Annotated in this window: 25 protein-coding genes; 11 read left to right on the top strand and 14 right to left on the bottom strand. The window is 63.7% G+C overall.

Annotated features, from left to right (window positions below):
* Positions 1-42: 42 nt before the first annotated feature.
* Positions 43-1,068, bottom strand: a complete 1,026-nt coding sequence (locus H290_RS0101935; protein ID WP_036517840.1) for an NAD-dependent epimerase/dehydratase family protein — start codon at positions 1,066-1,068, stop codon at positions 43-45.
* A gap of 110 nt (positions 1,069-1,178) precedes the next feature.
* Between H290_RS0101935 and H290_RS0101930 the strand changes: the two genes are divergently transcribed.
* The 4 genes from H290_RS0101930 to H290_RS0101915 all read left to right on the top strand — a co-directional run bounded on the left by H290_RS0101930 (position 1,179) and on the right by H290_RS0101915 (position 5,638).
* Positions 1,179-1,979 (top strand): ketosteroid isomerase family protein, encoded by an 801-nt coding sequence (locus H290_RS0101930; protein WP_028462652.1) that lies wholly within the window; start codon positions 1,179-1,181, stop codon positions 1,977-1,979.
* A gap of 51 nt (positions 1,980-2,030) precedes the next feature.
* The gene (locus H290_RS0101925) at positions 2,031-2,879 is read left to right on the top strand and encodes a phytanoyl-CoA dioxygenase family protein (protein WP_020105066.1); all 849 of its coding nucleotides are present in this window, start codon (positions 2,031-2,033) and stop codon (positions 2,877-2,879) included.
* Between the two features lie 515 nt (positions 2,880-3,394).
* Positions 3,395-3,916, top strand: a complete 522-nt coding sequence (locus tag H290_RS27550; RefSeq protein ID WP_020105065.1) for a GNAT family N-acetyltransferase — start codon at positions 3,395-3,397, stop codon at positions 3,914-3,916.
* 411 nt (positions 3,917-4,327) lie between these two features.
* Complete coding sequence (locus tag H290_RS0101915) at positions 4,328-5,638, top strand: hypothetical protein (protein WP_155976653.1); 1,311 nt, start codon at positions 4,328-4,330, stop codon at positions 5,636-5,638.
* Between the two features lie 137 nt (positions 5,639-5,775).
* Here H290_RS0101915 and H290_RS0101910 read toward each other — a convergent pair whose 3' ends face one another.
* Positions 5,776-7,176 (bottom strand): FAD-binding oxidoreductase, encoded by a 1,401-nt coding sequence (locus H290_RS0101910; RefSeq protein WP_036517834.1) that lies wholly within the window; start codon positions 7,174-7,176, stop codon positions 5,776-5,778.
* A gap of 176 nt (positions 7,177-7,352) precedes the next feature.
* Here H290_RS0101910 and H290_RS0101905 point away from each other — a divergent pair, with 176 nt between their 5' ends.
* Positions 7,353-8,345, top strand: coding sequence for an AraC family transcriptional regulator (locus H290_RS0101905; RefSeq protein ID WP_020105062.1), 993 nt, complete (start codon positions 7,353-7,355; stop codon positions 8,343-8,345).
* Positions 8,346-8,357: 12 nt separating this feature from the next.
* Here the strand turns inward: H290_RS0101905 and H290_RS0101900 are convergent, their stop codons facing one another.
* The 3 genes from H290_RS0101900 to H290_RS0101890 are packed head-to-tail and all read right to left on the bottom strand — an operon-like array spanning position 8,358 to position 12,111.
* Positions 8,358-9,866 (bottom strand): glutamate--cysteine ligase, encoded by a 1,509-nt coding sequence (locus H290_RS0101900; protein ID WP_020105061.1) that lies wholly within the window; start codon positions 9,864-9,866, stop codon positions 8,358-8,360.
* Between the two features lie 57 nt (positions 9,867-9,923).
* Positions 9,924-10,991 carry a phosphotransferase family protein gene (locus tag H290_RS0101895; RefSeq protein WP_020105060.1) on the bottom strand — a complete coding sequence of 356 codons (1,068 nt, stop codon included), beginning with the start codon at positions 10,989-10,991 and terminating at the stop codon, positions 9,924-9,926.
* A gap of 4 nt (positions 10,992-10,995) precedes the next feature.
* Entirely contained in the window at positions 10,996-12,111 is a 1,116-nt protein-coding gene (locus tag H290_RS0101890) for a hypothetical protein (protein WP_020105059.1), read from the bottom strand.
* Between the two features lie 88 nt (positions 12,112-12,199).
* Between H290_RS0101890 and H290_RS0101885 the strand changes: the two genes are divergently transcribed.
* The 3 genes from H290_RS0101885 to H290_RS0101875 all read left to right on the top strand — a co-directional run bounded on the left by H290_RS0101885 (position 12,200) and on the right by H290_RS0101875 (position 14,504).
* On the top strand, positions 12,200-12,835 hold the full coding sequence (locus H290_RS0101885; RefSeq protein WP_231373485.1) for a TetR/AcrR family transcriptional regulator: 636 nt from the start codon (positions 12,200-12,202) through the stop codon (positions 12,833-12,835).
* Positions 12,836-12,933: 98 nt separating this feature from the next.
* Positions 12,934-13,890, top strand: coding sequence for an arsenic resistance protein (locus tag H290_RS0101880; RefSeq protein WP_020105057.1), 957 nt, complete (start codon positions 12,934-12,936; stop codon positions 13,888-13,890).
* Between the two features lie 116 nt (positions 13,891-14,006).
* Positions 14,007-14,504 (top strand): ArsI/CadI family heavy metal resistance metalloenzyme, encoded by a 498-nt coding sequence (locus H290_RS0101875; RefSeq protein ID WP_020105056.1) that lies wholly within the window; start codon positions 14,007-14,009, stop codon positions 14,502-14,504.
* A gap of 300 nt (positions 14,505-14,804) precedes the next feature.
* Here H290_RS0101875 and arsA read toward each other — a convergent pair whose 3' ends face one another.
* The 7 genes from arsA to H290_RS0101840 all read right to left on the bottom strand — a co-directional run bounded on the left by arsA (position 14,805) and on the right by H290_RS0101840 (position 20,703).
* A complete protein-coding gene (gene arsA / locus H290_RS0101870; protein ID WP_020105055.1) occupies positions 14,805-16,574 on the bottom strand; it encodes an arsenical pump-driving ATPase in 1,770 nt (589 codons plus the stop codon).
* 15 nt (positions 16,575-16,589) lie between these two features.
* Positions 16,590-17,006 carry an arsenite efflux transporter metallochaperone ArsD gene (gene arsD, locus H290_RS0101865; protein ID WP_020105054.1) on the bottom strand — a complete coding sequence of 139 codons (417 nt, stop codon included), beginning with the start codon at positions 17,004-17,006 and terminating at the stop codon, positions 16,590-16,592.
* On the bottom strand, positions 17,003-17,440 hold the full coding sequence (locus tag H290_RS0101860; RefSeq protein ID WP_020105053.1) for a low molecular weight phosphatase family protein: 438 nt from the start codon (positions 17,438-17,440) through the stop codon (positions 17,003-17,005). Before H290_RS0101860 ends, arsD begins: the two co-directional genes overlap by 4 nt.
* On the bottom strand, positions 17,437-17,862 hold the full coding sequence (locus H290_RS0101855; RefSeq protein ID WP_020105052.1) for an arsenate reductase ArsC: 426 nt from the start codon (positions 17,860-17,862) through the stop codon (positions 17,437-17,439). The genes H290_RS0101860 and H290_RS0101855 overlap by 4 nt, the downstream gene beginning before the upstream one ends.
* A gap of 33 nt (positions 17,863-17,895) precedes the next feature.
* Positions 17,896-18,633 carry an MIP/aquaporin family protein gene (locus tag H290_RS0101850; RefSeq protein ID WP_020105051.1) on the bottom strand — a complete coding sequence of 246 codons (738 nt, stop codon included), beginning with the start codon at positions 18,631-18,633 and terminating at the stop codon, positions 17,896-17,898.
* Positions 18,630-19,001: a helix-turn-helix transcriptional regulator gene (locus H290_RS0101845; protein WP_020105050.1), complete on the bottom strand. Its 372-nt coding sequence runs from the start codon at positions 18,999-19,001 to the stop codon at positions 18,630-18,632. The genes H290_RS0101850 and H290_RS0101845 overlap by 4 nt, the downstream gene beginning before the upstream one ends.
* Before the next feature lie 64 nt (positions 19,002-19,065).
* Positions 19,066-20,703, bottom strand: coding sequence for an ABC-F family ATP-binding cassette domain-containing protein (locus H290_RS0101840; protein WP_028462651.1), 1,638 nt, complete (start codon positions 20,701-20,703; stop codon positions 19,066-19,068).
* A 61-nt stretch (positions 20,704-20,764) separates the two neighbouring features.
* Here H290_RS0101840 and H290_RS0101835 point away from each other — a divergent pair, with 61 nt between their 5' ends.
* The 3 genes from H290_RS0101835 to purM all read left to right on the top strand — a co-directional run bounded on the left by H290_RS0101835 (position 20,765) and on the right by purM (position 24,138).
* Positions 20,765-21,151, top strand: a complete 387-nt coding sequence (locus H290_RS0101835) for a sterol carrier family protein (RefSeq protein ID WP_028462650.1) — start codon at positions 20,765-20,767, stop codon at positions 21,149-21,151.
* Positions 21,152-21,264: 113 nt separating this feature from the next.
* Entirely contained in the window at positions 21,265-22,818 is a 1,554-nt protein-coding gene (purF, locus tag H290_RS0101830) for an amidophosphoribosyltransferase (RefSeq protein ID WP_020105047.1), read from the top strand.
* Positions 22,819-23,040: 222 nt separating this feature from the next.
* Positions 23,041-24,138, top strand: a complete 1,098-nt coding sequence (gene purM / locus H290_RS0101825) for a phosphoribosylformylglycinamidine cyclo-ligase (protein ID WP_020105046.1) — start codon at positions 23,041-23,043, stop codon at positions 24,136-24,138.
* 226 nt (positions 24,139-24,364) lie between these two features.
* Here the strand turns inward: purM and H290_RS0101820 are convergent, their stop codons facing one another.
* Positions 24,365-24,547, bottom strand: coding sequence for a DUF3073 domain-containing protein (locus tag H290_RS0101820; protein ID WP_020105045.1), 183 nt, complete (start codon positions 24,545-24,547; stop codon positions 24,365-24,367).
* Positions 24,548-24,740: 193 nt separating this feature from the next.
* Complete coding sequence (locus H290_RS0101815) at positions 24,741-25,391, bottom strand: MOSC domain-containing protein (RefSeq protein ID WP_020105044.1); 651 nt, start codon at positions 25,389-25,391, stop codon at positions 24,741-24,743.
* Positions 25,392-25,394 lie beyond the last annotated feature (3 nt).

Raw genomic sequence — 25,394 nt, 5'->3', positions numbered from 1 at the left:
GACAATTGCCGGTGGGCGGTGCAAATTCGGGTGGGCGGGGTGTCAGGCGAAAGCTTTTGCCCGTCGCGGCAACGTGATCGGCCGCCGGCGTTCGAGTTGTCCTGCGCCGACGAGGAAGTCGGCGTAGTCGCGCATTGTGGTGGCGACAGGTCGTGGTGCATAACCCAATTCGCGGCGCGCCTTGGTTCCGTCGACGTAGGGCTGAGCCCCCAGTGAGCCCAGTGCGGCCTTCGACACCAGGTCGGAACCGAACAATTTGCAGACCGGTTCGGCCACCGGCAGGATCGCCTCCACCCAGCGCATCGGGAACGCCAGGGCGGGCCCGCGCCGTCCGGCTTCGCGAGCGACCATCCGGAACGCGTCGAACATCTCGACCATCTCGCCGGTCAGCAGGTAGTTTTCGCCGCAGACGCCGTGTTCGCCGGCGAGGATCAGTCCGGCCGCGACATCGCGGACGTCGACGAGATCGAAGCCACCGGTGATGAGCGCGGGAACGCGACCGCGCGCGGAGTCGCGCAGCATGCCGTTGATCCGCGAATACGGTGCGTGATCGGCGGGACCGTACACCGCGGTCGGATTGCAGATGACGGCGTCGAGACCGCGGGCGATGACCCGGTGCAGCTCCTGCTCGCCGGACCACTTGGAGCGGTCGTACACCGGAAGCGCACGATCCGCGGATCGCACCGACGTCTCGCTGATCTGACCGCCGCACAGGTACTGGTCGAACGAATGGATCGAGCTGCAATGCACCATCCGGCGGACCCCCGCGTCGAGGGCGGCTTCGGCTACATTGCGCACGCCCTCGGTGTTGATCCGCCAGGCATTCTCGTCGTTGTGGCGCAGAGTGATGACCGCGACCAGGTGATAGACGACGTCGACACCGTCGAATGCTGTGGTGAGAGATGCCGGATCGAGGATGTCGGCACCGACCCACTCGACTGCCGCGATGTCGGGGGTGGCCGCCGGGCGTTGCCGGTCGATGGCAACCACGGTGTCACCGCGTCTGACCAGCTGCTCGACCAGATTGCGTCCCACGAACCCGGCGGCGCCGGTTACAGCAACTTTCATCTCGATCACTTTCGATTTGTGGCCAGGGGCCATCGCCTACGGTATTAGAACGTGTTCTACTTTGAGTAGAATAGAACACGTTCTAACTTTGCGGAAGGTGATGGCGACCGATGGCGACGTATGGCCGGGACCGGATGCTTGCACTTGTGGAACGCTCACCGGCGGCCGCGGGTGTCCACGACCGCGACGCCTGGGTCGGATTGTTCGTCGACGTCGGCACCGTCAATGATCCGGTGGGATCGCGGGCGCACGTGGGCGTCGGCGAGATCGAGCGCTTCTACGACACGTTCATCGGTCCCCGGAACATCACGTTTCATCGCGACGTCGACGTCGTAGGGGAGCACTCGGTGATCCGTGACCTCGAACTCGAAGTCGAGATGTCGCCCAAGGTGACGCTGCGGGTGCCGGTCTTCATCAGATACGACCTGCAGGAGTCCGACGGTGCCCTGCGCATCACCCGGCTGGCGGCTTTCTGGGAACTGCCCGGGATGATCACGCAATTCATGCGATGCGGTGTGGCCGCGGGGCCGGTCGGGGTGAAGCTGACCCTGGCGCTGCTCCGTAATCAGGGGATCCGGGGCACGTTCGGGTTTGCACAGGGTTTCCGGCGTGTGGGCGCAGGGGCCAAGTCGGCGGTCGAGAACTTTCTCGACGCGGCATCGCGCGGGGATGTCCGGGGTGCTCGGCGACTGCTCGATCCCCATGCGCAGTTGGTGGTACTCGGTGATGAGACCGGCGATGTCGAATGCGTCGTCGGACAACTCCTTGGGGTCGAGGCGCACAAACTTCTGGCGGCCGGTGACACCGTTGCCGTCGCCCTGAAGCTCGGCGATCGAAAAGGTGTGGGGTTCTTTGTGTTTGGGACCAGGCGGGGATCGATCTCGGCTGTCGAGATGTTCTTCGGCGAGTGATCGAGCGCACTTGCGCTGACGGATCGGCGCCGCAGGCCTAGAGTTTTTTTCATGGCAGCACCGCTTTCCACACCCGGCGTATTCGGTCCCGACGATCTCGACGGCCTGGTCTGGTTTTACGACATGTACGGATATGCCACCCTGCGGGGTGTCCTGAGTGAGTCCGACGTCGACACCATCGAAGCGGAATGCGTTGCCGCGCAGCAAGGTGTGGTCGCCGGCGACCTGGATTCCCGATATGGGTCCACCGTCTTCATCGATGAGGCGGCCAAGGCGGAGAAGTTCGCCAATTACGTCGAATACGTCAGTGAAGTGTCATCTGCGGTCGACTCCGCCATCACCGGCCCGGTGATGAGGGACGTCATGAGCCGGTTGCTCGGCCCGGACAGCTGGCTGCGCGATCACGAGCAGTACGGGGTCGTTTATCAGGATGCCCGCCCCGGCAAGGAGTCCGGCTACACCCGGATCGGCTGGCATTCGGACTGGCAGTCGGGTCCCAGCCTGGAGGTGTGGCCGAGTACGGCATTCACACTGCACATCGACGGCACCAGTCCGGCCAATGGGTTCCTGCGGGTGGTGCCGGGCAGTCACCTCTGGGACACCCCGGCGCCGTACCGCAACGTCAACGGCGTCTCTGTACCCGACACCGCGCAACCTTCGGGAGGACGGACCGGCCGCAAGCCGCCGTTCGAGATGCCGCTGGGTTTCGAGAAGATCCGTGGCGAAGTCGGGATCTACGCCGAACGCGGCGACGTCATCCTCCACGACGCCTACCTCTGGCACTCCGCGGCTCGGGCCACCGACGACAACACCCAGCGCAGGCATGTGCGCGGCGGTTACTTCGGTGGCACCAAACCTGCTGCAGGAGTTGAAGAATTCATCAAGAACGCTGCACGGTGAGTGTTTCCCCAGGCCAGCAGCTATAGCGTCCGCAGAGCGGCCGCAGGAGAATTGACCGTCGTAATCAGGCCAGCCGCAGCGGCCCGGATCTTGTCATCCGACTTGGGCCATAGGTGGGTATAGGTGGTCAGCGTGAATGCTGCCGAGCTATGGCCATCGTCTTGCTGACGGCCACCACATCCCACCGCACCGCAAGGGCACCGGATCACCCTCGTCAGCAACGACGGTGCACTCAGTGAAGTCGTCGCATCGATGCCGGCCAACGTGATCCCGGTCAGCGAGGTCGGACACGACTAAGAAGGCGACGGCAACCTGACCGAAGAAGCGTCCTGGTTCCGCTGACCCGACAGACCCGGCGCAAAACTCACCCCGGCCCGAACTCCTAAACCGAGCCGATCAGGAAAGCATGGGAACGGCGGAGACGACCCGGATCGCCGCACCACCAGCCGCCCAGCGCCAACACAGAACATTCCGCAGCCCCCACAGGCGCGGGGTGTTCTGCGATAATCGACCGTGTGTCGCTTCATCTCATTGAAAAACGCCGAACAGACCGTGACGACTTCTACAACTGGCAACCATTCGGAAATGACGAGGGCTTCACGCGGGCTTGGTGGTCGGATCGAACTTGGCATCAGGACCCTGATCCGTGGTGCCTGGAGGTCCAACAGGACGGAGTCGAAGTCGCGCGGGTCGAACTCGACAATACCGACGACGTCCCCTACGACGTCGCGTCATGGCTCGGTGCCGAGGCGCTCGAAATCGTGTTCATCGAAGTCGCGGAGCCGTTCCGCCGAAAAGGAATCGCCAGCGAGGCCGTCCAGGCAATCGCAGCGCTGTACTTAGACCGGACGCTCGTCGCTTTCAGTGAAGGCGGCGATGATTTCTGGTCGTCCCTCGGGTGGGATCGCTTTGACCACGCCGACGGTCCACTGCTAGCGAAACCGCTGTTCATCGCGCCGAACGGGTGGCTCACCGATCGGGGAACCATTTCCGCCGAAGCACCCCCTCGAAATATCGGAGGCACCCCAAACCCTTGACTCCTCGGTAGTCGAGAAAGATCTCTCCCCGGCTTTTACACCCTGGAAAGAGGGTTTCTGGCGTCGCTTCTGGCGTTCGGTCTGTGCGTCCTGGCGTGGCCGGCAGGTTCGGCCCGGTTGCGACTTGTCAGGCGATCCCCTGGAAACGTGCTGATACCCCGCAAATGGCCGTTCAGAGCCTATTATGCCTCACAAGTAATTCCTTCTTGACTACCGTGAGTCATGGTATTTGGGGGTGGTCAGATTTCCAGGGCCGGTGAAGTTTGTGTGGCGCCGCGACATCCCTTCAAACATTCGACGCGATCCGTGCCCCGACCCTGCGGTCGGTGGAGTCAGCCTTTATACAGGGGCCTCTACGTGCGAACCGGATCTGACCAGTGATTGTCCGCGATTAGAGTATGTTTTTACGTCATGCCCGTATATGACGAGTCCGACCCTCCTCGCATCGTCGTTTCCTTCACTGCCAGCGAGATTGACGATGGAATTTGCGATGTAGTCCGGCAGTACGCCGGCGCCGTTCACACCCATGCAAATGTGAGTGGGAGGGGCCCCTCGCTCCGTTGGGAGAGCTGGGACGCCGTGATTTCGTTCGGCGATGTTCCGTGGCTTGGGGCGAGCAGCGATCACCTTCGATTGCTCCAGTTTGGAGGTACTCCAACGGGCGGGATCCGGAAGGAGAACTCGACACGTAGTTTCTCTCAGGTTCATACATACGGCGAAGAAGTGGAGATTCCAAGCTCGCTCGACAGTCAATTGAAAGAACTTGTTAAATCAACTATATTGCCTCGAGTGCGAGCATCCGCCGTTCCCCGGGGAACTGTGCGCCCGTTCGACTGGGGTAGCGATACGTCCGAGACGACTGTGCTTACGCAGGATCTCGATGGTAGATGGCATTCGGCGATCTACAACCCGGACGCGGGCCCAGCAGAGATTATCTACCTTCCTTGCTTCGAAGTCGATTTTGAATATGTAAGGCTCTGGTTGCTTTACGCGCTCGAGCGGTGGTCGAAACTTGACCCGGCCAGGTTTCCTCCCGGACCCGACTGGACGTCGGACGAGCGATGGATGATGCGGTCTGAGCAAAATCTTGCGCGGAAAATCGACGAGATAGCAGACGAGTTAGCCGAAGCGACGAATCGGTTGGAAGGTCAGATTGCGGACGCAAAGTCAGAGTTGGAGAAAATGCAGGCGAGGGTCGATGAAGGAGAGCGACTCATCCTGAGTGGTACCGGTGCACCGCTCGTAGTTGCTGTCGCCGCGACGCTTGAACGCCTCGGGTTCGATGTTGAAAACCGGGATCTATCCGAGGGAAGGGAGAAGTTAGAGGATTTGCGAGTTCGCACTGCGAATGACAGCGACGGTTGGATCGCGCTCGCGGAGATCAAAGGATATTCCAAGGGCGGCTCTCCGACTGATCTCCAGAAACTCGGGCGATTCGTCGAACGATATATTCTCGAGGCGAAAGAGGCGCCGAATGCAAGGTGGTACATCGTGAATCAGTTCAAGGACCGGAACCCTGCGAACCGGCCACAGCTACTCCGCGGCCAGGATCCGGACGTGGATCTGCTTGCCGAAGACGGCGGGCTCGCAATCGATACAAGAGACCTGTTCCGCCTCGGTCGCGATGTCGATGGCGGTTCGATTGCAGCGCCGGACGCCCGCGCACTGCTAATCTCGGCTACTGGCCGATTCTGTTATTCGTCCGCAGAGCGTCCGCAGTAGCTTCCACGCCATGACTGGCCAACGCTAACAATGCTATTGACCTGCACGAACTGCTCTGATCACGCCTTACCGTCGCATACAAACGCCCAGGGCCGGGTTCATCAAGAACGCTGCAAGATAGCCGTCCCGGCGGGGGATCACGCCGGCACGATGTTCTGGTTGATCCGAAAGAGATTGTTCGGGTCATACTTCCGCTTGACCTCGACGAGCCGGTCGTAGTTGCCGCGATAGGCTGCCTGAACGCGTTCGTGACCTTCGTCCATCATCATGTTCACGTAGCCACCGCCGGCGGACGTCGGGTGCAGATCCTCCCAATAGTTCTTGGCCCACTCCGTGATCTTTCCGAGGTTGGCCGGATCGGGATCGATGCCGGCGATGACTCCGTTCCACCCGCCGTTCCGGTAGGCGAACGCAGTTGCATCCGTGGCAACACGCTCCGCGGCGCCGCTGATCGGATAGAGGTGCATCGTCGACAGGGACGACGGCAGGGATTCGCCGTACTGACGGTGATATCCGATCGCGGTGTCGGTGATCTCCTCGAAGATGTCGGCCTTCCAGTACCACTGCAACCCTTTGGGAAGGAGCCCGTCGAATGCGCTCTGGAGCACGGGAAACGGCATCGGCGCGACGCCGGACAGGAGCGGTGAGCCGAAATCCCGAATGGGCGCCAGCACCTGGTCGGCTTTGTCGTGCGACCCCGAATAGCACCATACGATCCCGCAGACCTTTCGGCCCCACAACTCCTCGGGGAAGGGTGGACCGCCCGGGACCTCCAGAACGCCGATCCAGCCGTTCAGGTCGTCGGGCAGTGTCGGAATCAGCTCGCGGTACCACTTGAAGACCTCTTCGGCGTCGGCGATGTCGTAGAGGATCGGCCCGCCGATGACCTCCCCGGCCTCACCCACCGGGTGGGATCGAAATGTGAACGAGGTGACCACACCGAAGTTGCCGCCGCCGCCACGCAGCGCCCAGAACAGGTCAGGATGGCTCTCGGCGCTTGCGGTCACAAAGGAACCGTCGGCCAACACGACGTCGGCGGAGAGCAGGTTGTCGACGGTCAGACCGAGATGCCTTGTGAGATAGCCGGTTCCACCGCCGAGCGTCAGTCCTGCAACGCCGGTTGTGGAGACGAAACCAGACGGGGTGGCCAGGCCGAAGGCGCCGTTCGCGTGATCCACGTCGCCCCAGGTGCACCCGGCGTCCACGCGTACGGTTCGGGCTGTCGGGTCGACGTTGGTCGAGCGTTGCGTGCGGAAGTCGATCACCAGGGAGTCATCCCACACGCTGAACCCGGCACCGTGGTGGCCGGCACCGCGTACCGCGAGGGGGATCTGATGACGTCGCGCAAAGTTGACGGCGGTGATCACGTCCGCGACATCCGCGACGCAGGCGACGGCCGCCGGATGTCGGTCGATGGCCCCGTTGTAGACCTTCCGCACCTCGTCATAGTCGGTGTCGTCGGGACCGATCAGCGGGCCGCGAAGGGTCTGGCGAAGCTCGGAGATGACGGCATCCGGGGTGGCTTCATTGGGGGACATTTGGTGCACTCCTTATGTACGGGCTGACATGGTGGGAGACTGTCAAGTTGACGGTACGAAAAGCGGTTACGTCTGGGAATGCCCGAGGCGCCGAAGGACTTGCCCATACGTCCGCCTATCGGATCAGCTTGTGCCGCACGTCCAGAAGTGTTGTCTGATCGTCCGGGAGTCACGTCATGGATGTCCTATCCGACGTTTTACTCGCTGTGCGGTTGACCGGTGCGGTGTACTTCGACGTCGATGCCCGCTCGCCCTTTGTTCTCGAGAGTCCGCCGACCGATGTGATCGCTGCCAAGATCGCCACGGAAGCGGAGCACCTGATCGCCTTCCACGTCCTGACTCACGGCTCTTGCTGGGTCGAAACGGTCGACGAACCCGAGCCCGCGCAAATGCTGCGGGCCGGCGAGATGGTGATCGTCTCCAGCGGCGAGGCACACCTCCTCGCGTCGGCTCCGGGCCTCTGCGGGCAGCCCGACCTGTCTCGCTATTACCGGCCGCTGACCGAAGCCCTGCCGTTTGTCATCGACATCAACGGCGACTCGAACGCTGAGCGCTGCCGGATCGTGTGTGGCTACTTCGCATGTGACAGGCGTCCGTTCAACCCGTTGCTCGAATCATTGCCCAGGATGGTCCACGCCCCCGTGTCGAGTCGTAGCTGGGGGTGGATGACGCGACTCCTCGACGCAGCCATCGAGGCAAGCGATGGTCACAACGCCGGGCAGGAGGCGATGCTGGCAAAATTGTCCGAGCTGATGTTTGTCGAAGCACTCCGGTCACATATCGACGAATTGCCGGCAGACACCCGCAACTGGGCGGCCGGCATCCGCGATCCTGACGTCGGTTCAGCGTTGCGACTCATCCACGGCCGGTTCTCCGAGCCGTGGACGCTCGAACAGCTGGCACACGAGGTGGCAATGTCCCGCTCGTCCTTTGCCGATCGGTTCACCACCTACGTGGGGGTGCCGCCGATGACCTACCTGGCTCGATGGCGCCTCCAGCTCGCTGCCCGATTGCTGCAGAGCGGTTCGCTCAGTGTCGCGCAGGCCGCGAATGCTGTTGGATATCAGTCAGAATCTGCGTTCAACCGGGCCTTCAAGCGAGATGTCGGGGAGGCGCCCGGTGCCTGGCGACGAAATGGCGCCGCAGTCGTGGGCGCTGCCCACGGCTGAACCGCTGTGGGTCTAGAGATCCCAGGTGTGGACGGGAGCGCCGTCGTGCATGCGCTCGATGTATTCGCTGAGCATTCCGGACAGTGCAACCTCGCGACTGTCGCCGGCCTCCTCCCGGGCGGCGACGCAGGAGCGTTGCCACACCGAACCTGTCTGGAGCGTGACCGCGCGTCCCTCGATGATCGACAGGTACCGATCGCGAACGTCGGATGCGACGCCGAATGCGGCCAAACCTTCTTCGGCTATGGGCAGTAGCCGTCGGAGCACCAGCTCATCGGGTTGCACCCAGCCGACAGTCGGCCAGTACAACTGGCAGTCCATGCCGTCGCGAGCCGCTGCGTGAAGATTCTCGGCCGCGGCATCGAACGACATCTGCGACCAGATCGGCCGATCGGCGTCGACGAGCCCACGCAGCAGGCCGTAGTAGAAGGCGGCATTGGCCATGATGTCCAGGACGGTCGGACCCGCCGGGAGTACGCGATTTTCCACCCGCAGATGTGCCTGCCCGTCGATGACGTCGTACACCGGTCGATTCCAGCGATACACGGTCCCGTTGTGCATGCGGAGTTCGGTCAGTTCCGGTATCTCGCCGGCCTCCAACTGGGCCAGCGGATCGTCCTCCGTCGTCACTGGTAGCAGGGCGGGAAAGTAGCGAGTGTTCTCCTCGAATAAATCGAATATCGTTGTGATCCAACGTTCCCCGAACCAGACCCGGGGACGGACACCTTGGTTGATGAGCTCCTGGGGTCGGGTGTCGGTGGCCTGCTCGAATACCGGGATACGACTTTCGTGCCACAGGGCGGATCCGGCCAGGAACGGCGAGTTGCCGGCGAGCGCCACCTGAACCCCGGACAGCGCCTGAGCGGCATTCCAATGATCGGCAAAGCTTTCCGGGGCGACGCGCAGATGTAGTTGCAGTGACGTGCACGCGGCTTCGGGCAGAATCGAATCGATCGATGTCTGGAGCCGATCGGGAATCTCACCGGGTACCAGTGGGACGCCGGTGATGTCGAGTTCGATGTCTTCACCACGTGCGGCAAAGATCTGCTGGTTCAACAGGTCATAGCGTGGGTTTGCCGAAATCCACTGGTGTGCAAAGTGTTCCTGCCGCAAGGTGGGCAGCATGCCGATCATCACCAGATGGTTGCCGATGCTCGCGGCCTTGGCGTCGGCCTGATTGAGTGATTCACGCAGGCTTGTTTCGAGTGAGACGGTGTCGGCGCCGACGAAGGGTCGCGGGGACACATTGATCTCGATGTTGAACTGTCCGAGTTCGGTCTGGTAGTCGGGATCGGCGATCGCTTCGAGGACTACCGCATTCGACATCGCCGGATTCATCGCCCGGTCAACAAGATTGAGCTCGACTTCCATTCCGAGCAAGGGTTCGGGCGGATTGCCCTGATCGGTGAACAGGCCATCCGCGAGCATGCGGGCCACCGCCTCGGTGCAGCGTCCCACCTGCTCGCGAAAGCGCCGTCTGTCCTCGCGGCTGAAATCGCGGTGGTCGACCTCCGTGCCCATCGTCCCATCGTGCCATGCGAACAAGGGGCGACGTGGGTTTCCGGTCGTTTGGCGTGGTCAGCTCCCGTCCAGAACCACTGCGACCCTTTGTGCACAGATGTCGGCGAGATCGACCCCCTCGAGGTTGAGTTTCTTGTTGAGCCTGATCAGCGGCACGGCCAGCAACAGCGCGGCGGTGACGTCGTTGAACAACATGTTGGTCGGCCGCCATCCGGTCAGACCCGCGTAGCGTTCGAGTGTCTCTTCACGCGAGGGCGTCCCGTGCAATGATGCGTGCTCGTCGAGTGGGCTGCTGACCCAATCTGTCAGGAACATCCAGGCCAGATCGGCGCCCGGGTCTCCGAGGTACGCGATCTCCCAGTCGAGCGCTGCGACCGGATGATGGTCGGTGCCGGAATAGAGGACGTTGGACATGCGTGAATCGCCCCAGCACAACGCGACTCGCGTTGGTTCATACATGTGGTTGTCGGCCCAGTCGAGGGCACGCGCCAGACCCGGATGCAGCGCGTTGCCATCGCCTGCCCAGTCGAGTGCGTACCGCAAGAAGTTGACCAGGCGCTGCGGTGGCGTCGTGCCGAACCTGCGTAGATCCAGGAATCCCAAACGTCTTTCGGCGGTGTCGATCTGGTGTACCCGCGCGATGAGATCCACGCACCCGTTCCACAGCCGGGCCCGGCCGTCGTCATCGGTCTCGGCGTAGACGCCCTCCTGGTGATACGAGGGGACATCACTGACCGAGATGACGTCGTCGATGCGGTCCATCACGAAATAGGGCGTTCCCAGATCGGTGCCTTCTGCGTCGATCCATCGCGTCTTCGGTACGGGGACCGGCGAATTGGCGAGACGTTGCATCACCAGATACTGCCGCCGGAGATCGAAGTCCGGCAGGACCGCGAAGTCGGGTGGTCGGCGAAAGACCAATCCCGCAGTGCCGGCCGCAGTCGCGTCCGATGATTCCACTCCCACGAGGTCGAACAGGTAGGTCTCGGTGGAGAAGCCCTGTTCGGCAGGTCTCCAGTTGGAGATGGTGGCGGCGTGTGCGGTTGGGATCCTTTGGCGGAGTACAGCTTCGAGTGCCTGCGGTAGTTGGTCGGCAGATAGCCGCGAAGGCGATGCGGACGTCATGGCGTCACCAGCCCGTGTATCCGTAGCGCGGGTATGCGCCCATGAACACCATCTCCACCAATCCGTGGCCGACCCTGCCGTCCATCCTCACCTCGCAGAGTGTTTCACTGAGCATCCGCACCGGCGCCAAAGCCTCTGGGTTGTTGGTATCGACGGAGAATCCGTCGAGGAAGTTGTCCCCGCGGTAGTAGCCGCTGGCATAGCCGTTGTAGTGGTCGTAGCCGGCCAGTCCGGGCCAGAAGTCGGTCATCGGGTGCACCTCGATGGTGCTCGTCGATCGGTCGCCGCGGATGATCGTGAACGTTCCGCCGGACACGACGCGGGCGTCCTCCCGGAATTTGAGGTCGTGTTCGACATCGATGATCGTCGCGTGCGGCCGACCGGACTCGGTGGGGTAGAGGAGTTCACCCTCGAACTGCCACCTCGACCCGTCGCTGTTCTCGCGCTGCGCGAAATGCACCAGCTCGTCGTCGAATTGGAAGATTCCCATGTAGTAGAGGACACCTTCGGGTAGTTCTCCCGGCTGGAGTTCGGTGCCTTCGGAAAGGCTGCCACCGCCGCCGCCGTTGCGGATCCCCCAGGAGTGATCCCGACCGAACCACCATCGCTGCGGATCGATCTCGATGTGCTCACCGTCGATGTCGATCCAGCCCTCGACCACACCGTTCTGATAGAACCGGCGGGCATCCTCGGACACGCGCCCGCGAACGCGATGGAACGCGGCGGTCTGCTCGTACGTGTCGAATTGCCCCGTGAGGCGCAGGTCCAGACTCAGGCCCTGATCGTTGGGGGCCACCCGAGTTCGCACCTGGCGCAACGGTTCTTCGATCGTGTACGTGTACGGGCCGATGTTGTATTCGCCGAGTCCACCGGTTTGAGGGTTGAGTGTGGTGGACATCCGGACCACCTTGGCCTCGCCGCCGCGTTTGGTGACCATTGCATAGGCGTCGGTCACGTTGCGGTTGGGGTAACGGGCCATCCCGGTCATCACGTTGATATCGCCGGATTTGTCGAATCCGTACATCACCACGCGTTCCACCCAGCGCAGATCACTCTGCGACACGTGGTCGAAGGTGGTCGGCAGCTGGTGGGCCAGGATCTCGTCATTCGGTGTCAACACGGCACTGGTCTCCTTGCTCTGGGGGCGTTTGGATATACGTTAGAGCATGAAACGTAATTGAAGAATGGATTTGCGGTACTTTCATGAGGTGACCACCAATACCCAGCCGCCTCCCGGTCGCCCACGCGATCCGCAGAAGGATGTCGACGTGCTCCAGGCGACGCGAGAGTTGCTGGTCGAGGTGGGCTATCAGTCGACAACGATTGCCGCGATTGCCAGGCGCTCCGGGGTGGGGGCGCCGACCATCTACCGCCGATGGGCCCGCCGGGAAGCGTTGATCGAGGACGCCGCGTTCGGGAAGGCCGAGCCGGGCGTGGTCCCGGAGGCCACCGGCGACCTCTGGGAAGACTTCCGGGCGTGGTCGTCGATCTTCTTGCACCAGTTCGCCAATCCCGTGTCACGAGCGGCGATTCCGGGATTGCTGTCGGCCTATCAACAGGAGGAAGATCTCTACGGCCGCCTCGTGAACCGATCAGAGCACGACGTCAGGGTCCTGATGCGCGACCTGCTGAGCGGTTATCTGCCTGAGATGCCAGGGAAAGCCTTGAATCACCGATCGGACGCAGTCTTCGATTTTCTCGTCGCGACCACCGCCCTCCGGGCTCTGACGGTAGGCCTCGCCGATCACGAGCAATTCTGCGACCAGACCGCGACCGCTCTCGCAGCGCTGGCCTATTCGACCTGGAAGCCCCAGATCAAGCGGCGACGATCCCGGGTGGAATGACCCTCTCGTCAGGCTTGACCTTCGAGTCGGGTTGAAGGTTCAAACGAAGACCTCGAAGGAGACCCGAGTTGAAACCACCGCTAGGGCTGGATGATCGGATGGAACAGCATCAGGTGGTGATCTACCTACTGGCGATGGTCGCGGGCGCCGGGATCGGGCTGACCGCTCCCGGCCTGAGCGCTTCACTCGAGCATGCGATCAACCCGGTCCTCGGCGCACTGCTGTATGTGACGTTCCTCCAGGTGCCCGTCGCCGACCTGGCCCGGTCAATTCGCGATGCCCGGTTCCTCTCCGCTGCGATGGTCATCAACTTCGTCATCGTTCCGCTGGTGGTCGCGGCCATGTTCTTCCTGCTGCCCGCCGACCAGGCCATCCGGGTCGGCGTATTGCTGGTGTTGCTGTGCCCCTGCGTGGACTACGTCATCGTGTTCTCCCGCCTCGCCGGCGGCAGCAGCGAACGCCTGCTGGCCGCCACACCACTGCTGCTGATTGCCCAAATGGCTTTGCTACCACTGTTTTTGCTGCTGTTCATGGGCCCAGAGCTCGCCGACATCGTGGAGGTCGGCCCGTTCCTCGAAGCGTTCCTCGTACTGATCATGATCCCGCTGATCCTGGCGTGGGCCACGCAAGTCTGGGCGGCACGCAAACCCGCCGGCCGCACCGTGTACGCCGCTGCGAGCACCCTGATGGTGCCCCTGATGGCCGCCGTCCTCGCGATCGTCGTCGCCTCCCAAATACCCGCCATCGACGACAACCTCGCCGATGTCGTCGCGGTCATCCCGTTCTACATCGCCTTCCTGATCGTGATGGCCTTCGCCGGTAGGGCCCTGGCCGCAGCTTTCCGACTCGACGTCGGCGGGAGCCGCGCCATCGTGTTCTCAGGCGCCACCCGCAACTCACTGGTGGTACTACCGCTGGCCCTGGCCCTGCCCGACGGCCTGGAACTCGCTGCCGCAGTTGTCGTCACCCAGACATTCGTCGAAGTCATCGGCATGGTCATCTACGTTCGCCTGATACCCCGGCTCGTACCGGACGTCGCGCCGGCGCCCACCTGATTCGACGCAGGTGGGCTCACCCAATTCAGGCCGCCTTATTGACATATGTCTAAGAGGTTGGCATTCTGGGCATCGGCAGGAAGTTAGATATATGTCTCACAGGTGGAGGTAGTCACATGTCCCGTATACAACTGGCACTCAACGTCGACGATCTGGATCAGGCAGTCGAGTTCTACTCGAAGTTGTTCAATGTTGCGCCGGCCAAACGCAAGCCGGGATACGCGAACTTCGCGGTCGTCGAGCCACCGCTCAAATTGGTGCTGCTCGAGAACCCCGGCCGGGGTGGCACGATCAACCATCTCGGTGTGGAGGTGGAGTCCAGCGACAAAGTCCGTTCCGAGATCGCCCGGCTCAGCGAGGAAGGGCTGTTCACCGAGGAACAGATCAACACGACCTGTTGCTTCGCCACCCAAGACAAGGTGTGGGTGAGTGGCCCGGCCGGTGAAAAGTGGGAGGTCTACACCGTCCTCGCCGATTCAGACACTTTCGGGATGAGCCCGAAGCTGCTGGCCGACAACGATTCTCACGACGATGAGCAGTCCGCGGTGTGCTGCGGCACGTCCGTTTCCACGGAGGCAGACCCCGCGCCGAGTACCGCCGCGGCCTGCTGCTGAGCAGTTCATAGGTCGGCCGAGAGAAGGCCATCAGGCTCATTCGATGACGGTGTAACGCCTCAGATCGCCGCCGCGATGAAACCAGATAACTCCGGTTGAGCTACATACCCCCCGACCCTGTAGCTCAGCCGGAGTAGCACATTCTCTGGCCGGTATCGGCTTCGGTCCAGGTCAGGACACGTCGAACAGATGCGCCAGCACCGGCAACTTCTGTTGCGCAGCCCTTCGTCGGTACTCAGCACGGCCGAGGCGCCGTCGTCAATGGTGTGGCGGAAACGAACGGTGTGATCGCCGTCGTTCTCACACTCCGGAAACAGCCGAACCAGTGAGAGCGGTCAGAGCCACCACGCCCACCGGTTCCTCGGCGAGCATCGGGACCACGGCGTACCGCTCGGCGCGATCGGTGATGGCGGTCAGTTCGACGACCTCGGCGGCGGCACGGCGTTGGAGCAGTGCCGATGTCGGGTGCGCGGCGGCGAGGGAGTTGTTGACGACCCACGCCCACGGGTGAATGCCGGCGCGTTCGAGGTCCGCTTGCAGGCCCGCGGCTTCGAGCCGGGGCGTGGTTTCGGCGAGGGAGACCAGGATGACCTTGGTCTCCTGTGGGTTCTGCAGCCGCATCAGCGGCGTCGTGAAGTTTGTGTTCTCGCCCATCTGCCTGGCTATCTCGCGGTGGTAGGAACCGGTCGCGTCGAGCAGCAGCAGGGTGTGTCCGGTCGGGGCGGTGTCAACGACGACGAACGTGCGGCGCGATTCGTGGATGACCCGCGAGAAGGCTTGAAAGACAGCGACTTCCTCGGTGCACGGGGATTTGAGGTCCTCGATCAGGGTGGTGCGGCCCTGCTCGTCCAGGCGTGCGCCTTTGGTGGTCAGGACACGGTCGCGGTAGGTCGCGGTGGCCTCGGCGGGGTCGATGCGCGAGACCTCGAGGCCGGTGATGCTGCCGTCGAGCGTGTCGGCGAGGTGTGCGGCGGGGTCGGTGGTGGTCAGGTGCACCTGGTGGCCGCGGCCGGCCAGGGCAACGGCGATCGCGGCGGCGACGGTGGTCTTGCCGACTCCGCCTTTGCCCATGCACATGATCAGGCCGTGATCGTTCGCGGCGAGTTCGTCGACCAGCGCCGACAGCGGCCGATCGACAATTTCGCCGAGCGCGGTGGCGGGTGCGGCTCCGTATTCCCCGGCGGTGGATGCGGTGAACAGCGAGTCCAGAGCGTCGATGCCGACCATGTTGGTGGGTTTGAGGTCGACCTCGTCGATAGGCAGCGTCCGCAGGTTCGCCGGCAGCGCGGCGAGGACGCCTTGTTCGCGGTCGTGGATCGCCGTTTCGAGGGCATCGTGTCCATCGGGATTCGATAGGACTCCGTTGACAACGACGTACTGGTGAGTGAGTCCGATATCGGCGAGTTCGGTGTGGGTGCGGGCGATTTCGGCGATCGACGCTCGCTGCGCCCGGGCGACCAGGACCAGTCGGGTGCGGCTCTGGTCGGCGAGAGCGGCGACGGCATCGGCGTAGATGGTGCGCTGCTTGTCGAGCCCGGCGAGCGGACCCAGGCACGAGGCGTCACCCTTGCCGTCGTCGAGGAAGTCGGTCCACGATCCGGGCAGCTGTAGCAGCCGGATGGTGTGGCCGGTCGGAGCGGTGTCGAACAGGACGTGGTCGAACCCGTCGGTGATGCCGTCGGAGTCGGTGAGCAGGGCGGTGAATTCATTGAATGAAGCAATCTCGGTGGTGCACGAGCCCGAGAGTTGTTCGGTGATCGAGGCGATCTCGGCGTCGGGCAGCAGACCCCGGACCGGCCCGACGATGCGTTCGCGGTAGGCCTCGGCGGCCTGCTCGGGGTCGATCTCGAGTGCGAAGAGGCCGGAAATGGCCGCGATCGGGGTGATGGTGTTGCCGATGCTCAGGCCGAACACCTGACCGACGTTCGAGGCCGGGTCGGTACTGACGAGCAGCACCTTGCGACCGTCGCGGGCCAGGGCGATCGCCGAGGCGCAGGCAATGGAGGTCTTCCCGACCCCGCCCTTACCGGTGAAAAACAGGAAGCGGGGCGGGTCGTCGAGAAACTTCATGTCGGGCAATCCTTTTCAGCAGCAGTTCGAGTTCGCGGCGTCGTCAGCGCAGCATGCGCCGGCGTCGCTGGTGGTCTCGGTCAGGCCGAGCATCGTGATCCCGGTCGGCGCAGCAGCGGTGACCGGGGTGTTGAGGCCGGCCCACTTCGCGAGCTGCGCCCGGTCGGGGTAGCGGCCCGTCTGCGCGGTGATCCCGTCGACCAGGACCAACGGCAACCCCTCGGAGCCCGATAGCTTGAGGAACGCGGTGACCGGTTCGCGCTGCGCGAAGGCCAACGGTTCACTGGCAAGGTTGAACCGGGCGATGTCGCCGCCCTGAGAGCGGACCCAGTCCAGATCTGCGGAGAAGGTGACCAAGGCTTGGTCGACGTCCTCGCCGCAGACACCGGTGCTGCAACACAGGGCGGGTTCGAATACTTCGATGGTGCTCAACGGATCTCCTGATGTTCGGTGCTCGGGGTGTTCTGGAGCCGGGCGGCGAGGTCGGTGACGCGGGCGGCGATGTCGTCGCGGACCAGCCGCATCCGTTCGATACCGTCAATCCCCCGATCAGAGGGTTCGTCAGTGTCCCAGTTCTCGAATCGAGTGCCCGGGATCGGGTCGACGTGAGCTTCGCGGCCCAGCGTGACAACCAGGTCGACCCCCTCGACGAGCTGCGGATCGAGCAGTGTCGGAGTTTGATCGGAGATGTCGACGCCCACCTCGAGCAGGGACTCAGCCGACAGTGCGTTCACGGCGGCGCCGGGTTTGGTTCCGGCCGAATGCACCTCGACACGGTCACCGGCGACCTGGCGCATGAGCCCGGCGGCCATCTGCGATTTGCCGCCGTTCTTCACGCACACGAACAACACTGATGGTGCGCTCATCGGCCATTTCCTGCAAGAGCGGGAACCAGTTCGGCAATCAGATCCTCGACGAGAGCCTTGATGTCGTCGCGGATCGGGCGGACCGCATCAATACCCTGACCGGCCGGATCCTCTAGCGCCCAATCGCGGTAACTGACACCCGGGAACACTGGGCACGCGTCGCCGCAGCCCAAGGTGATGACAACCGTGGAGGTTTCCACGGCGTCGGGGGTGAGGATCTTCGGGGACTGCGCCGAAATGTCGATACCGACTTCGGCCATCGCCTCGACAGCCGCAGCATTGATGGTTTCGGCCGGGGCACTGCCGGCGGAGCGGACCTCGATCGCATCGCCGGCGAGGTGCGCGAGGAAACCCGCGGCCATCTGCGAGCGGCCGGCGTTGTGGACACAGACGAACAACACACTGGGGGTCGCTGATGCCATGGGAAGGAGCCTCTTTCAGTCGTGTGTCAGATGTTAGGAGTTGGCGGGATGATCGTGATGCGGGACAACAACGTTGCCGGCGGTTTTCGCGACGTCGGGATAGAGGACGACGATCAACGCGAGGCCGATCAATGCGCCGACGATCTGGGCGACGATGAACCCGGGAACCGAGCCGGGCGCGATCCCGGCGAACGTATCGGAGAAGACGCGCCCGATCGTGACAGCCGGGTTGGCGAACGAGGTGGACGAGGTGAACCAGTACGCGGCACCGATGTAGGCGCCGACCGCGGCAGCGGACAGGGCATGTCGGCCGGTGCGGGCCAGGGCGAAGATCAACGCGATCAACCCGGCTGTGGCCACGATCTCGCCGACCAGGTGACCTGACGTGATCCGGTCCTTGTCGGAGATCTGGAATGCCGACAGGTCGAACATCACGTTCGCCAGCACCGCTCCGACGACGGCGCCCGCGATCTGCGCAACCGTGTAGGCCGCAACATCGGCCGCCGGCAGACCGGTCCCGGCGCGGCGGCCCAGCACCCAGTCCACCGCCGACACCACGGGGTTGAAATGTGCGCCGGACACCGGTCCGAACAATAGGATCAGTACCGCGAGGCCGAAGGCGGTTGCAGTCGAGTTCTCCAACAGTTGCAGCCCGATGTCGCCCGGCGACAGCTGTTCTGCAGCGATCCCGGACCCCACCACGATGGTCACGAGCAGCGCGGTACCGACGAACTCGGCGAGCAACCGCCGGCCCAGCGGGATTGTGCTCATCGGACGTCCGCGGCCACGATGCCGGTGCCCAACAGCAACGACAACTGCTGCAACGCATCCGGGACGACGCGGTAGTAGACCCACGACGCGCGGCGCTCGGACTCGAGCAGACCAGCAGTTCGCAGCACCTTCAAATGATGCGAAATCGTCGGCTGCGACAAGTCGATCCCGATCGACAGATCGCAGACACACGCTTCTCCGCCGGCGTGGCCGGCGATCTGTGAGAGCAACCGCAACCGCACCGGATCCCCGAGTGCCTTCAACTTCGGCGCCAGATCAGCGGCAGCGTCAACCGACAGCGGCTCACGCACCAGCGGCTGAACCGCACAGGCGGACACCTCGGTCAACGACAACTCCGGTTTCGACATAATTCGATATTGACAGATATCGAAACCGGAGCGCAAGCGAACACCGGGTGAACGACCCGACAGCTCAGGCCAGGGTCTCGGTCAACCTGCCGTCCGCCAGCTGCCAGCGGCGTGTTGCTCGGACGGTGGCGAGCATCCGTCGATCGTGGGTGACCAAAAGGACTGTGCCGGAGAATGATTCAACGGCCTGTTCCAATTGTTCGATGGCGGGCAGATCCAGGTGGTTGGTGGGTTCGTCGAGTACCAGCAAGTTGACGCCGCGTGCCTGCAACAGGGCGAGCGCCGCCCGAGTTCGTTCACCGGGCGACAGCGAGTCGGCCGAGCGGGTGACGTGATGCCCCTTCAATCCGAACTTGGCCAACAGGGTTCGGACGTCCGCGTCGGTCTGTTCGGGGATCTGGGCGCCGAAGGCCTCGGCGAGTGCGGTGTCGCCGGTGAACAATCCCCGGGCCTGATCGACCTCGCCGACCAGCACACCGGAGCCCAGTGACGCAGAACCTGAGTCGGGGGCCTGGGCGCCGAGTAGCAGTGACAACAGGGTCGACTTGCCTGATCCGTTGGCGCCGGTGATGACAATCCGGTCACCGGCGTCGATCTGGGTGCTGATCGGCCCCAGCGTGAAGTCGCCACGGGTCAGCGTCGCTTCATTGAGCGTCGCAACCACAGTCCCCGACCGGGGTGCGGCCGCGATCTCCATCCGGAGCTCCCATTCCTTGCGCGGCTCGGCGACCTCCTCGAGACGTTCGATGCGACGTTGGGTCTGGCGGGCCTTCGATGCCTGCTTCTCGGTGGACTCCAGGCGCAGGCCCTTGCCGACCTTGTCGTTGTCCTTGGATTTGCGGCGAGCGTTGCGGACGCCGTGTTCCATCCAATTGCGTTGCATCTGAGCACGATCGGTCAATGCGTCTTTGGTGTCGGCATACTGCTCGTAGGCCTCACGAGCGTGGCGGCGGGCGACCTCGCGTTCGGCCAGAAACGCTTCGTAGCCACCGGAATACACCGAGACCTGCTGCTGGGCGAGGTCGAGCTCCACGATTCCGGTGACAGTGCGCGCCAGGAATTCGCGATCGTGGCTGATGACAACCATCGGCGTCCGGGAGCTCGACACGAACTCCTCGAGTTGCGCGAGGCCGTCGAGGTCGAGGTCGTTGGTCGGTTCATCGAGCAGCAGGATGTCGTACCGCGACAGGAGCAGTGCCGCGAGGCCGGCCCGCGCCACCTGACCGCCGGACAGCGCCGACATCGGCAGATCGAGGTCGACGGTCAGGCCGAGGTTCGCGGCGACCTGGTCGGCGCGCTCATCGAAGTCGGCGCCGCCCAGATGCAGCCAGCGATCCAGGGCGGGGGAGTAGAGGTCGTCGCCGCCGTCGGCCAGTGCTTCGGCCGCGGCGTCCATCGTCGACTGTGCGTGTGCAACGCCCGTTCGTCGGCAGAGGAACTCGCGGACGGTTTCTCCTGGTGTCGGCTCCGCCTCCTGCGCGAGGTAACCGACCTCGGCGTCGGGCGGGCTCAGCGTGATGGTCCCGTCGAAGTCCGCTGAACCGACTCCCGCCAGAAGTGTCAGCAACGTTGATTTACCGGCGCCATTGGCACCGACCAGGCCGAAGACGTCTCCGTCGGCCACCGTGAGGTCGAGGTCGGAGAACAACGTTCGTTCGCCGTGCCCGGCAGTGAGTCCGGCGGCGTGCAGGGTGGCGCTGATGGCTTTGCTCCTCATGGGTGGTGGCTGTGAGGGTATCGCCCGGGGCTGCGACGATGTGCTCGTGGCACCTCAGAAGTCCGTAGATCCGGCCGTGATGCGAACAGCCGTCGAAATCGTGGCGCCGTGGTTGCGTGACCCCGAGGCCGCCGAGCCGACGAGGCAGGAGATCGCCGACGCCGTCCGGATGACCGCGCGAACCCTGGCGCAACTCGCGCCGGGTGGCTCGGTCGAGGTGCGGGTGCCCCCGTTTGTGGCTGTTCAGTGCATCGAGGGTCTCCGGCACACGCGTGGAACCCCGCCGAACGTTGTCGAGACCGATCCACGCACCTGGCTACAGCTGGCCACCGGACAACTGGATCTCGGCGGTGCACTGGCAGATGGCAGGGTGTCGGCGTCGGGAAGCCGGGCCGGGGAGATCGTTCATTGGCTGCCATTGCTGCGGCTGTGACACGCCAAACTCGTTAGTTCGGGCAACGACACGCCGCGACGATTCGCAATGGTTAAACCTGTGCCCGTAGACTCACGCATACGCCCTCCACCGGCCCACAATTGGGAGCGCTTGTGACCGAGCTGTCGATCAACAGCAAGAACCTGCTAGATCCCGACGAGCCAGAGAATGAACCGCGCGAAGAATGCGGTGTATTCGGTGTCTGGGCACCGGGTGAGGATGTGGCAAAGCTCACCTATTACGGCCTTTATGCCTTGCAGCACAGAGGGCAGGAGGCTGCCGGCATCGCCGTGGCCGATGGCTCCCAGGTCCTGGTCTTCAAAGACCTCGGTCTGGTCTCTCAGGTGTTCGATGAGCAGACACTCGGAGCGATGCAGGGTCATGTGGCCATCGGGCATTGCCGGTACAGCACCACCGGGTCGACAACGTGGGAGAACTCGCAGCCCATTTTCCGAACCACTGCCGCCGGTACCGGTGTTGCGTTGGGCCACAACGGAAACCTCGTCAACACCGCGGACCTGGCCAGCAAGGCGCGTGAACTGGGTCTGATGGAATCCCGCCGCCTCGGCGGTGCGACCTCGGACTCCGATGTCGTCGGTGCGTTGCTTGCACACGGCGCCGCGGATTCGACGCTCGAACAGGCCGCGATGGAACTGCTGCCCACGTTGCGCGGGGCCTTCTGCCTGACCTTCATGGACGAGCACACGCTCTATGCCGCCCGCGATCCGCACGGCGTTCGTCCGCTGTGTCTGGGACGTCTTGATCGTGGTTGGGTCGTCGCGTCCGAAACCGCGGCACTCGACATCGTCGGCGCCTCGTACGTTCGCGAGATCGAACCCGGCGAACTCCTGGCCATCGACGCCGACGGAGTCCGCAGCAGTCGTTTTGCCGAGGCCACGCCCAAGGGCTGCGTCTTCGAGTACGTGTACCTGGCCCGGCCGGACAGCGTGATCAACAACCGGTCGGTGCACACCACGCGTGTCGAAATCGGTCGTCGCCTTGCCCGTGAGTTCCCCGCCGACGGTGACCTGGTGATCCCGGTTCCCGAATCAGGTACGCCGGCCGCGGTGGGATATGCCCAGGAATCGGGCATCCCGTACGGCCAGGGCCTGATGAAGAACGCCTACGTGGGCCGGACGTTCATCCAGCCCTCGCAGACCATTCGCCAGCTCGGAATCCGGCTGAAACTCAATCCCCTCAAAGAGGTCATCCGGGGCAAGCGCCTGGTTGTCGTGGACGACTCGATCGTCCGGGGCAACACCCAGCGTGCGCTGGTCAGGATGCTCCGCGAGGCCGGTGCGGCCGAGGTGCACGTGCGGATCGCATCGAGCCCCGTGCGCTGGCCCTGCTTCTACGGCATCGACTTCGCGTCGCCGGCCGAACTGATCGCCAACGGCACCGACTCCGAAGAGCATCTGGTCGAGGGTGTCCGGCATGCCATCGGCGCGGACTCGCTGGGCTACATCAGCACCGAAGGAATGCTGGCGGCCACCGAGCAACCGGCTGCCAACCTGTGTTCTGCCTGTTTCGACGGCAACTATCCGATCGAGTTGCCACGCGAGACATCCATGGGCAAAGCCGTTCTGGAGACAATGCTCAAGAAGGCAGCAACAGATCAGGACGTCATGGCGGAGAACGACAACGCCAGCGCTGTCCGGCGTCCCTGAGCGACGGGTTCACCAGCGCAAACCGTCCAGTTTCACCGGTTCGACATCCGGTGTGACCGGGGATGGGCGAAGATCGGCTCGGGTAGATGCATGTCCATGCCCGCGGATATCGAACCGCCCATCAGTAATGGCTACACCACGCTCGGGTAGCGTGAAGCCGGATAATTCACCGCCCCGGCAGGAGTTTCCTGCCGACCTTCGAGAACGGAAACCGGACGCGAGATGACCGACAACGAGCCTGGCGGCGCCTCTTACGCTGCGGCGGGAGTGGACATCGATGCCGGCGAGCGCGCGGTACAGCTGTTCGCCCCGCATGCCAAGCGCACCTTGCGTCCCGAAGTCATGGGCGGCCTCGGCGGATTCGCCGGCCTGTTCAAACTCAAGGGTGGCTACCGCGAACCGGTGCTGGCGTCGTCCACCGACGGCGTGGGCACCAAGATCGCAGTCGCGCAGGCGATGGGCAAGCACGACACCGTGGGCCGTGACCTCGTTGCCATGGTCGTCGACGACCTCGTCGTCTGCGGCGCCGAACCACTGTTCCTGCAGGACTACATCGCGGTCGGCAAGGTTGTGCCCGAAGTCGTGGCAGAACTGGTGAAGGGCATCGCAGACGGTTGTGTCGATGCCGGCTGCACCCTCCTCGGTGGCGAGACGGCAGAGCATCCGGGCCTGATGGGTGAAACCGACTACGACCTGTCGGCCACCGGCGTCGGCATCGTCGAGGCCGACTCGGTGTTGTCTCCGGACCGCGTTCGTCCCGGTGACGTCGTCATCGCGATGGGCAGTTCGGGCCTGCACTCCAACGGCTACTCGCTGGCCCGCAAGGTCCTGCTCGAGTGGGGCCACATGGATCTCGGCGGTCATGTCGAGGAGTTCGAACGGACCCTCGGTGAGGAAATGCTCGAACCCACGCGGATCTACGCCAAGGACTGCCTCGCGCTGGCTGCCGAAACCGACGTTCGCACGTTCTCACACGTCACCGGCGGCGGCTTGGCGGACAACCTCGCCCGGGTCATCCCCGGCGGCCTGGTGGCCGAATTGGACCGCGGTACCTGGTCACCGGCACCGATCTTCCAGATGATCGCGCACCGTGGCCGTGTCGAGCGCGCCGAGATGGAACGCACCTTCAACATGGGTGTCGGAATGGTCGCCGTCGTCGCTCCGGAAGACACGGATCGTGCGCTGGCGGTCCTCACCGCACGTCACCTGGATTGCTGGGTTCTCGGATCGATCAAGAAGTCGCATCTGACCAAGGCCGAGCAGGGCAAGAGTGCCAAGAACGGCGTCGCCGAACTGATGGGCGAGCACCCGAGGTTCTGACGACCTCACGAACCCCAAAAGGTTCGGCCGACGATCACGTCGGCCGAACCTTTGTGTTTGGAACTGTGTTCCCGATCAGGCTCGGATGGGCCTGCGGGCCAGAGGCGAGGACACCGGAACTTCGCCTCGGTGGGGGTGCGCCAACAGCCCGCCTGAGGTGGTGCGCTTCAGGGGGCTGTTGGAAAAAGGGTGGTCGGGTCCGTGTGTCGCGGACCCGCGACGGCCATTAGGCCCGTCGCCACCCATCTTCATCTGACCATCGATCGTCAGTGATCCCATCGTTCGGGTCAACTGATGATTCGCTGGCTGACAGCTCTCGTTGCAAGCGGTCGAAGTCAGTGTTCGGTGCACTGTACTTCAGTTCACGAGCAACTTTCGTTTGCTTCGCCTTCGCCCGGCCGCGGCCCATTGGGGACCCCCTCGCGCAATGAAGGGGCGGCCAAACGTGTGGCGGCCCCATTCTGTGGTTACAAATATGGTCGTGAATCAGAGTCTACCGTGCCCGAAGGGGTGATGCGGACCAGCTTGTCCGCCGGTGGCGAAAATTTACATTCCGGGTACCGGATTTCGCTCGGAATACTGTGGCCCGGACGTCTGGCGAATCACCTCTTCGCCAGGCGGTGCCATCGCTTCGCGTCCCGCACGACCTTCGCCGGGAGGTCCGCGATGGCGAGCAACTTCGCCAGCGAATCCGGGTCGGGTCCGGTGATCAGATGCCGGATGAGTACCCCGTGATCGGGCCTGGAGACGACCCTCACGGGATCCCCGGCGCGGACCCGCCCCGGTGTCACGACGCGGAGATAACAGCCCACATCTGCCCGCGCATAAAAACGCTTGATCCACTGGTCTTCCTGGGCCCAATCAGCGAATGTGCGGCACGGAGTCCGGGCAATCGTCACCTCGAGTTCGAGGTCGTCCCCTACCTGCCACCGCTCGCCGATGGTGGCATCTGTCGTCTCGATACCGGCGATGCGCAGGTTCTCGCCGAACCATCCGTAGGGGAGATCGCGACCGAGTTCCTGGGCCCATCGCCGGGCCTCGTCCTCGCCGTAGGCGTACACGGCCTGATCGATTCCGCCATGGTGTTTGGTGTCGCAGACATGGTCGATGGTGAGACCGAGCTCGTTGACGTCAACATGACCGTCGACCGCTCTCTTGTCGATCGCACTGTGTCCGACACCACCTGCGAGCGCATGTTCCTCGTGGACGGCGCACACGGCGAGCACCGTGCCCGTTGCCAGGGTGTGGTGCACGCT

This window comes from Nocardia sp. 348MFTsu5.1 (genome assembly GCF_000383535.1).
GTDB lineage: Bacteria > Actinomycetota > Actinomycetes > Mycobacteriales > Mycobacteriaceae > Williamsia > Williamsia faeni.
Note: the sequence above shows the minus strand (reverse complement) of the source record. Positions and strands in the feature narration are given on the sequence as shown.

Bases quoted from the DNA above. Each gene is read 5' to 3' on its own strand.
- H290_RS0101935 (WP_036517840.1), bottom strand. From the start codon at position 1,068: ATGAAAGTTGCTGTAACCGGCGCCGCCGGGTTCGTGGGACGCAATCTG.
- H290_RS0101930 (WP_028462652.1), top strand. From the start codon at position 1,179: ATGGCGACGTATGGCCGGGACCGGATGCTTGCACTTGTGGAACGCTCA.
- H290_RS0101925 (WP_020105066.1), top strand. From the start codon at position 2,031: ATGGCAGCACCGCTTTCCACACCCGGCGTATTCGGTCCCGACGATCTC.
- H290_RS0101915 (WP_155976653.1), top strand. From the start codon at position 4,328: ATGCCCGTATATGACGAGTCCGACCCTCCTCGCATCGTCGTTTCCTTC.
- H290_RS0101910 (WP_036517834.1), bottom strand. From the start codon at position 7,176: ATGTCCCCCAATGAAGCCACCCCGGATGCCGTCATCTCCGAGCTTCGC.
- H290_RS0101905 (WP_020105062.1), top strand. From the start codon at position 7,353: ATGGATGTCCTATCCGACGTTTTACTCGCTGTGCGGTTGACCGGTGCG.
- H290_RS0101900 (WP_020105061.1), bottom strand. From the start codon at position 9,866: ATGGGCACGGAGGTCGACCACCGCGATTTCAGCCGCGAGGACAGACGG.
- H290_RS0101895 (WP_020105060.1), bottom strand. From the start codon at position 10,991: ATGACGTCCGCATCGCCTTCGCGGCTATCTGCCGACCAACTACCGCAG.
- H290_RS0101880 (WP_020105057.1), top strand. From the start codon at position 12,934: ATGGAACAGCATCAGGTGGTGATCTACCTACTGGCGATGGTCGCGGGC.
- H290_RS0101875 (WP_020105056.1), top strand. From the start codon at position 14,007: ATGTCCCGTATACAACTGGCACTCAACGTCGACGATCTGGATCAGGCA.
- arsA (WP_020105055.1), bottom strand. From the start codon at position 16,574: ATGAAGTTTCTCGACGACCCGCCCCGCTTCCTGTTTTTCACCGGTAAG.
- H290_RS0101860 (WP_020105053.1), bottom strand. From the start codon at position 17,440: ATGAGCGCACCATCAGTGTTGTTCGTGTGCGTGAAGAACGGCGGCAAA.
- H290_RS0101855 (WP_020105052.1), bottom strand. From the start codon at position 17,862: ATGGCATCAGCGACCCCCAGTGTGTTGTTCGTCTGTGTCCACAACGCC.
- H290_RS0101850 (WP_020105051.1), bottom strand. From the start codon at position 18,633: ATGAGCACAATCCCGCTGGGCCGGCGGTTGCTCGCCGAGTTCGTCGGT.
- H290_RS0101845 (WP_020105050.1), bottom strand. From the start codon at position 19,001: ATGTCGAAACCGGAGTTGTCGTTGACCGAGGTGTCCGCCTGTGCGGTT.
- purM (WP_020105046.1), top strand. From the start codon at position 23,041: ATGACCGACAACGAGCCTGGCGGCGCCTCTTACGCTGCGGCGGGAGTG.
- H290_RS0101820 (WP_020105045.1), bottom strand. From the start codon at position 24,547: ATGGGCCGCGGCCGGGCGAAGGCGAAGCAAACGAAAGTTGCTCGTGAA.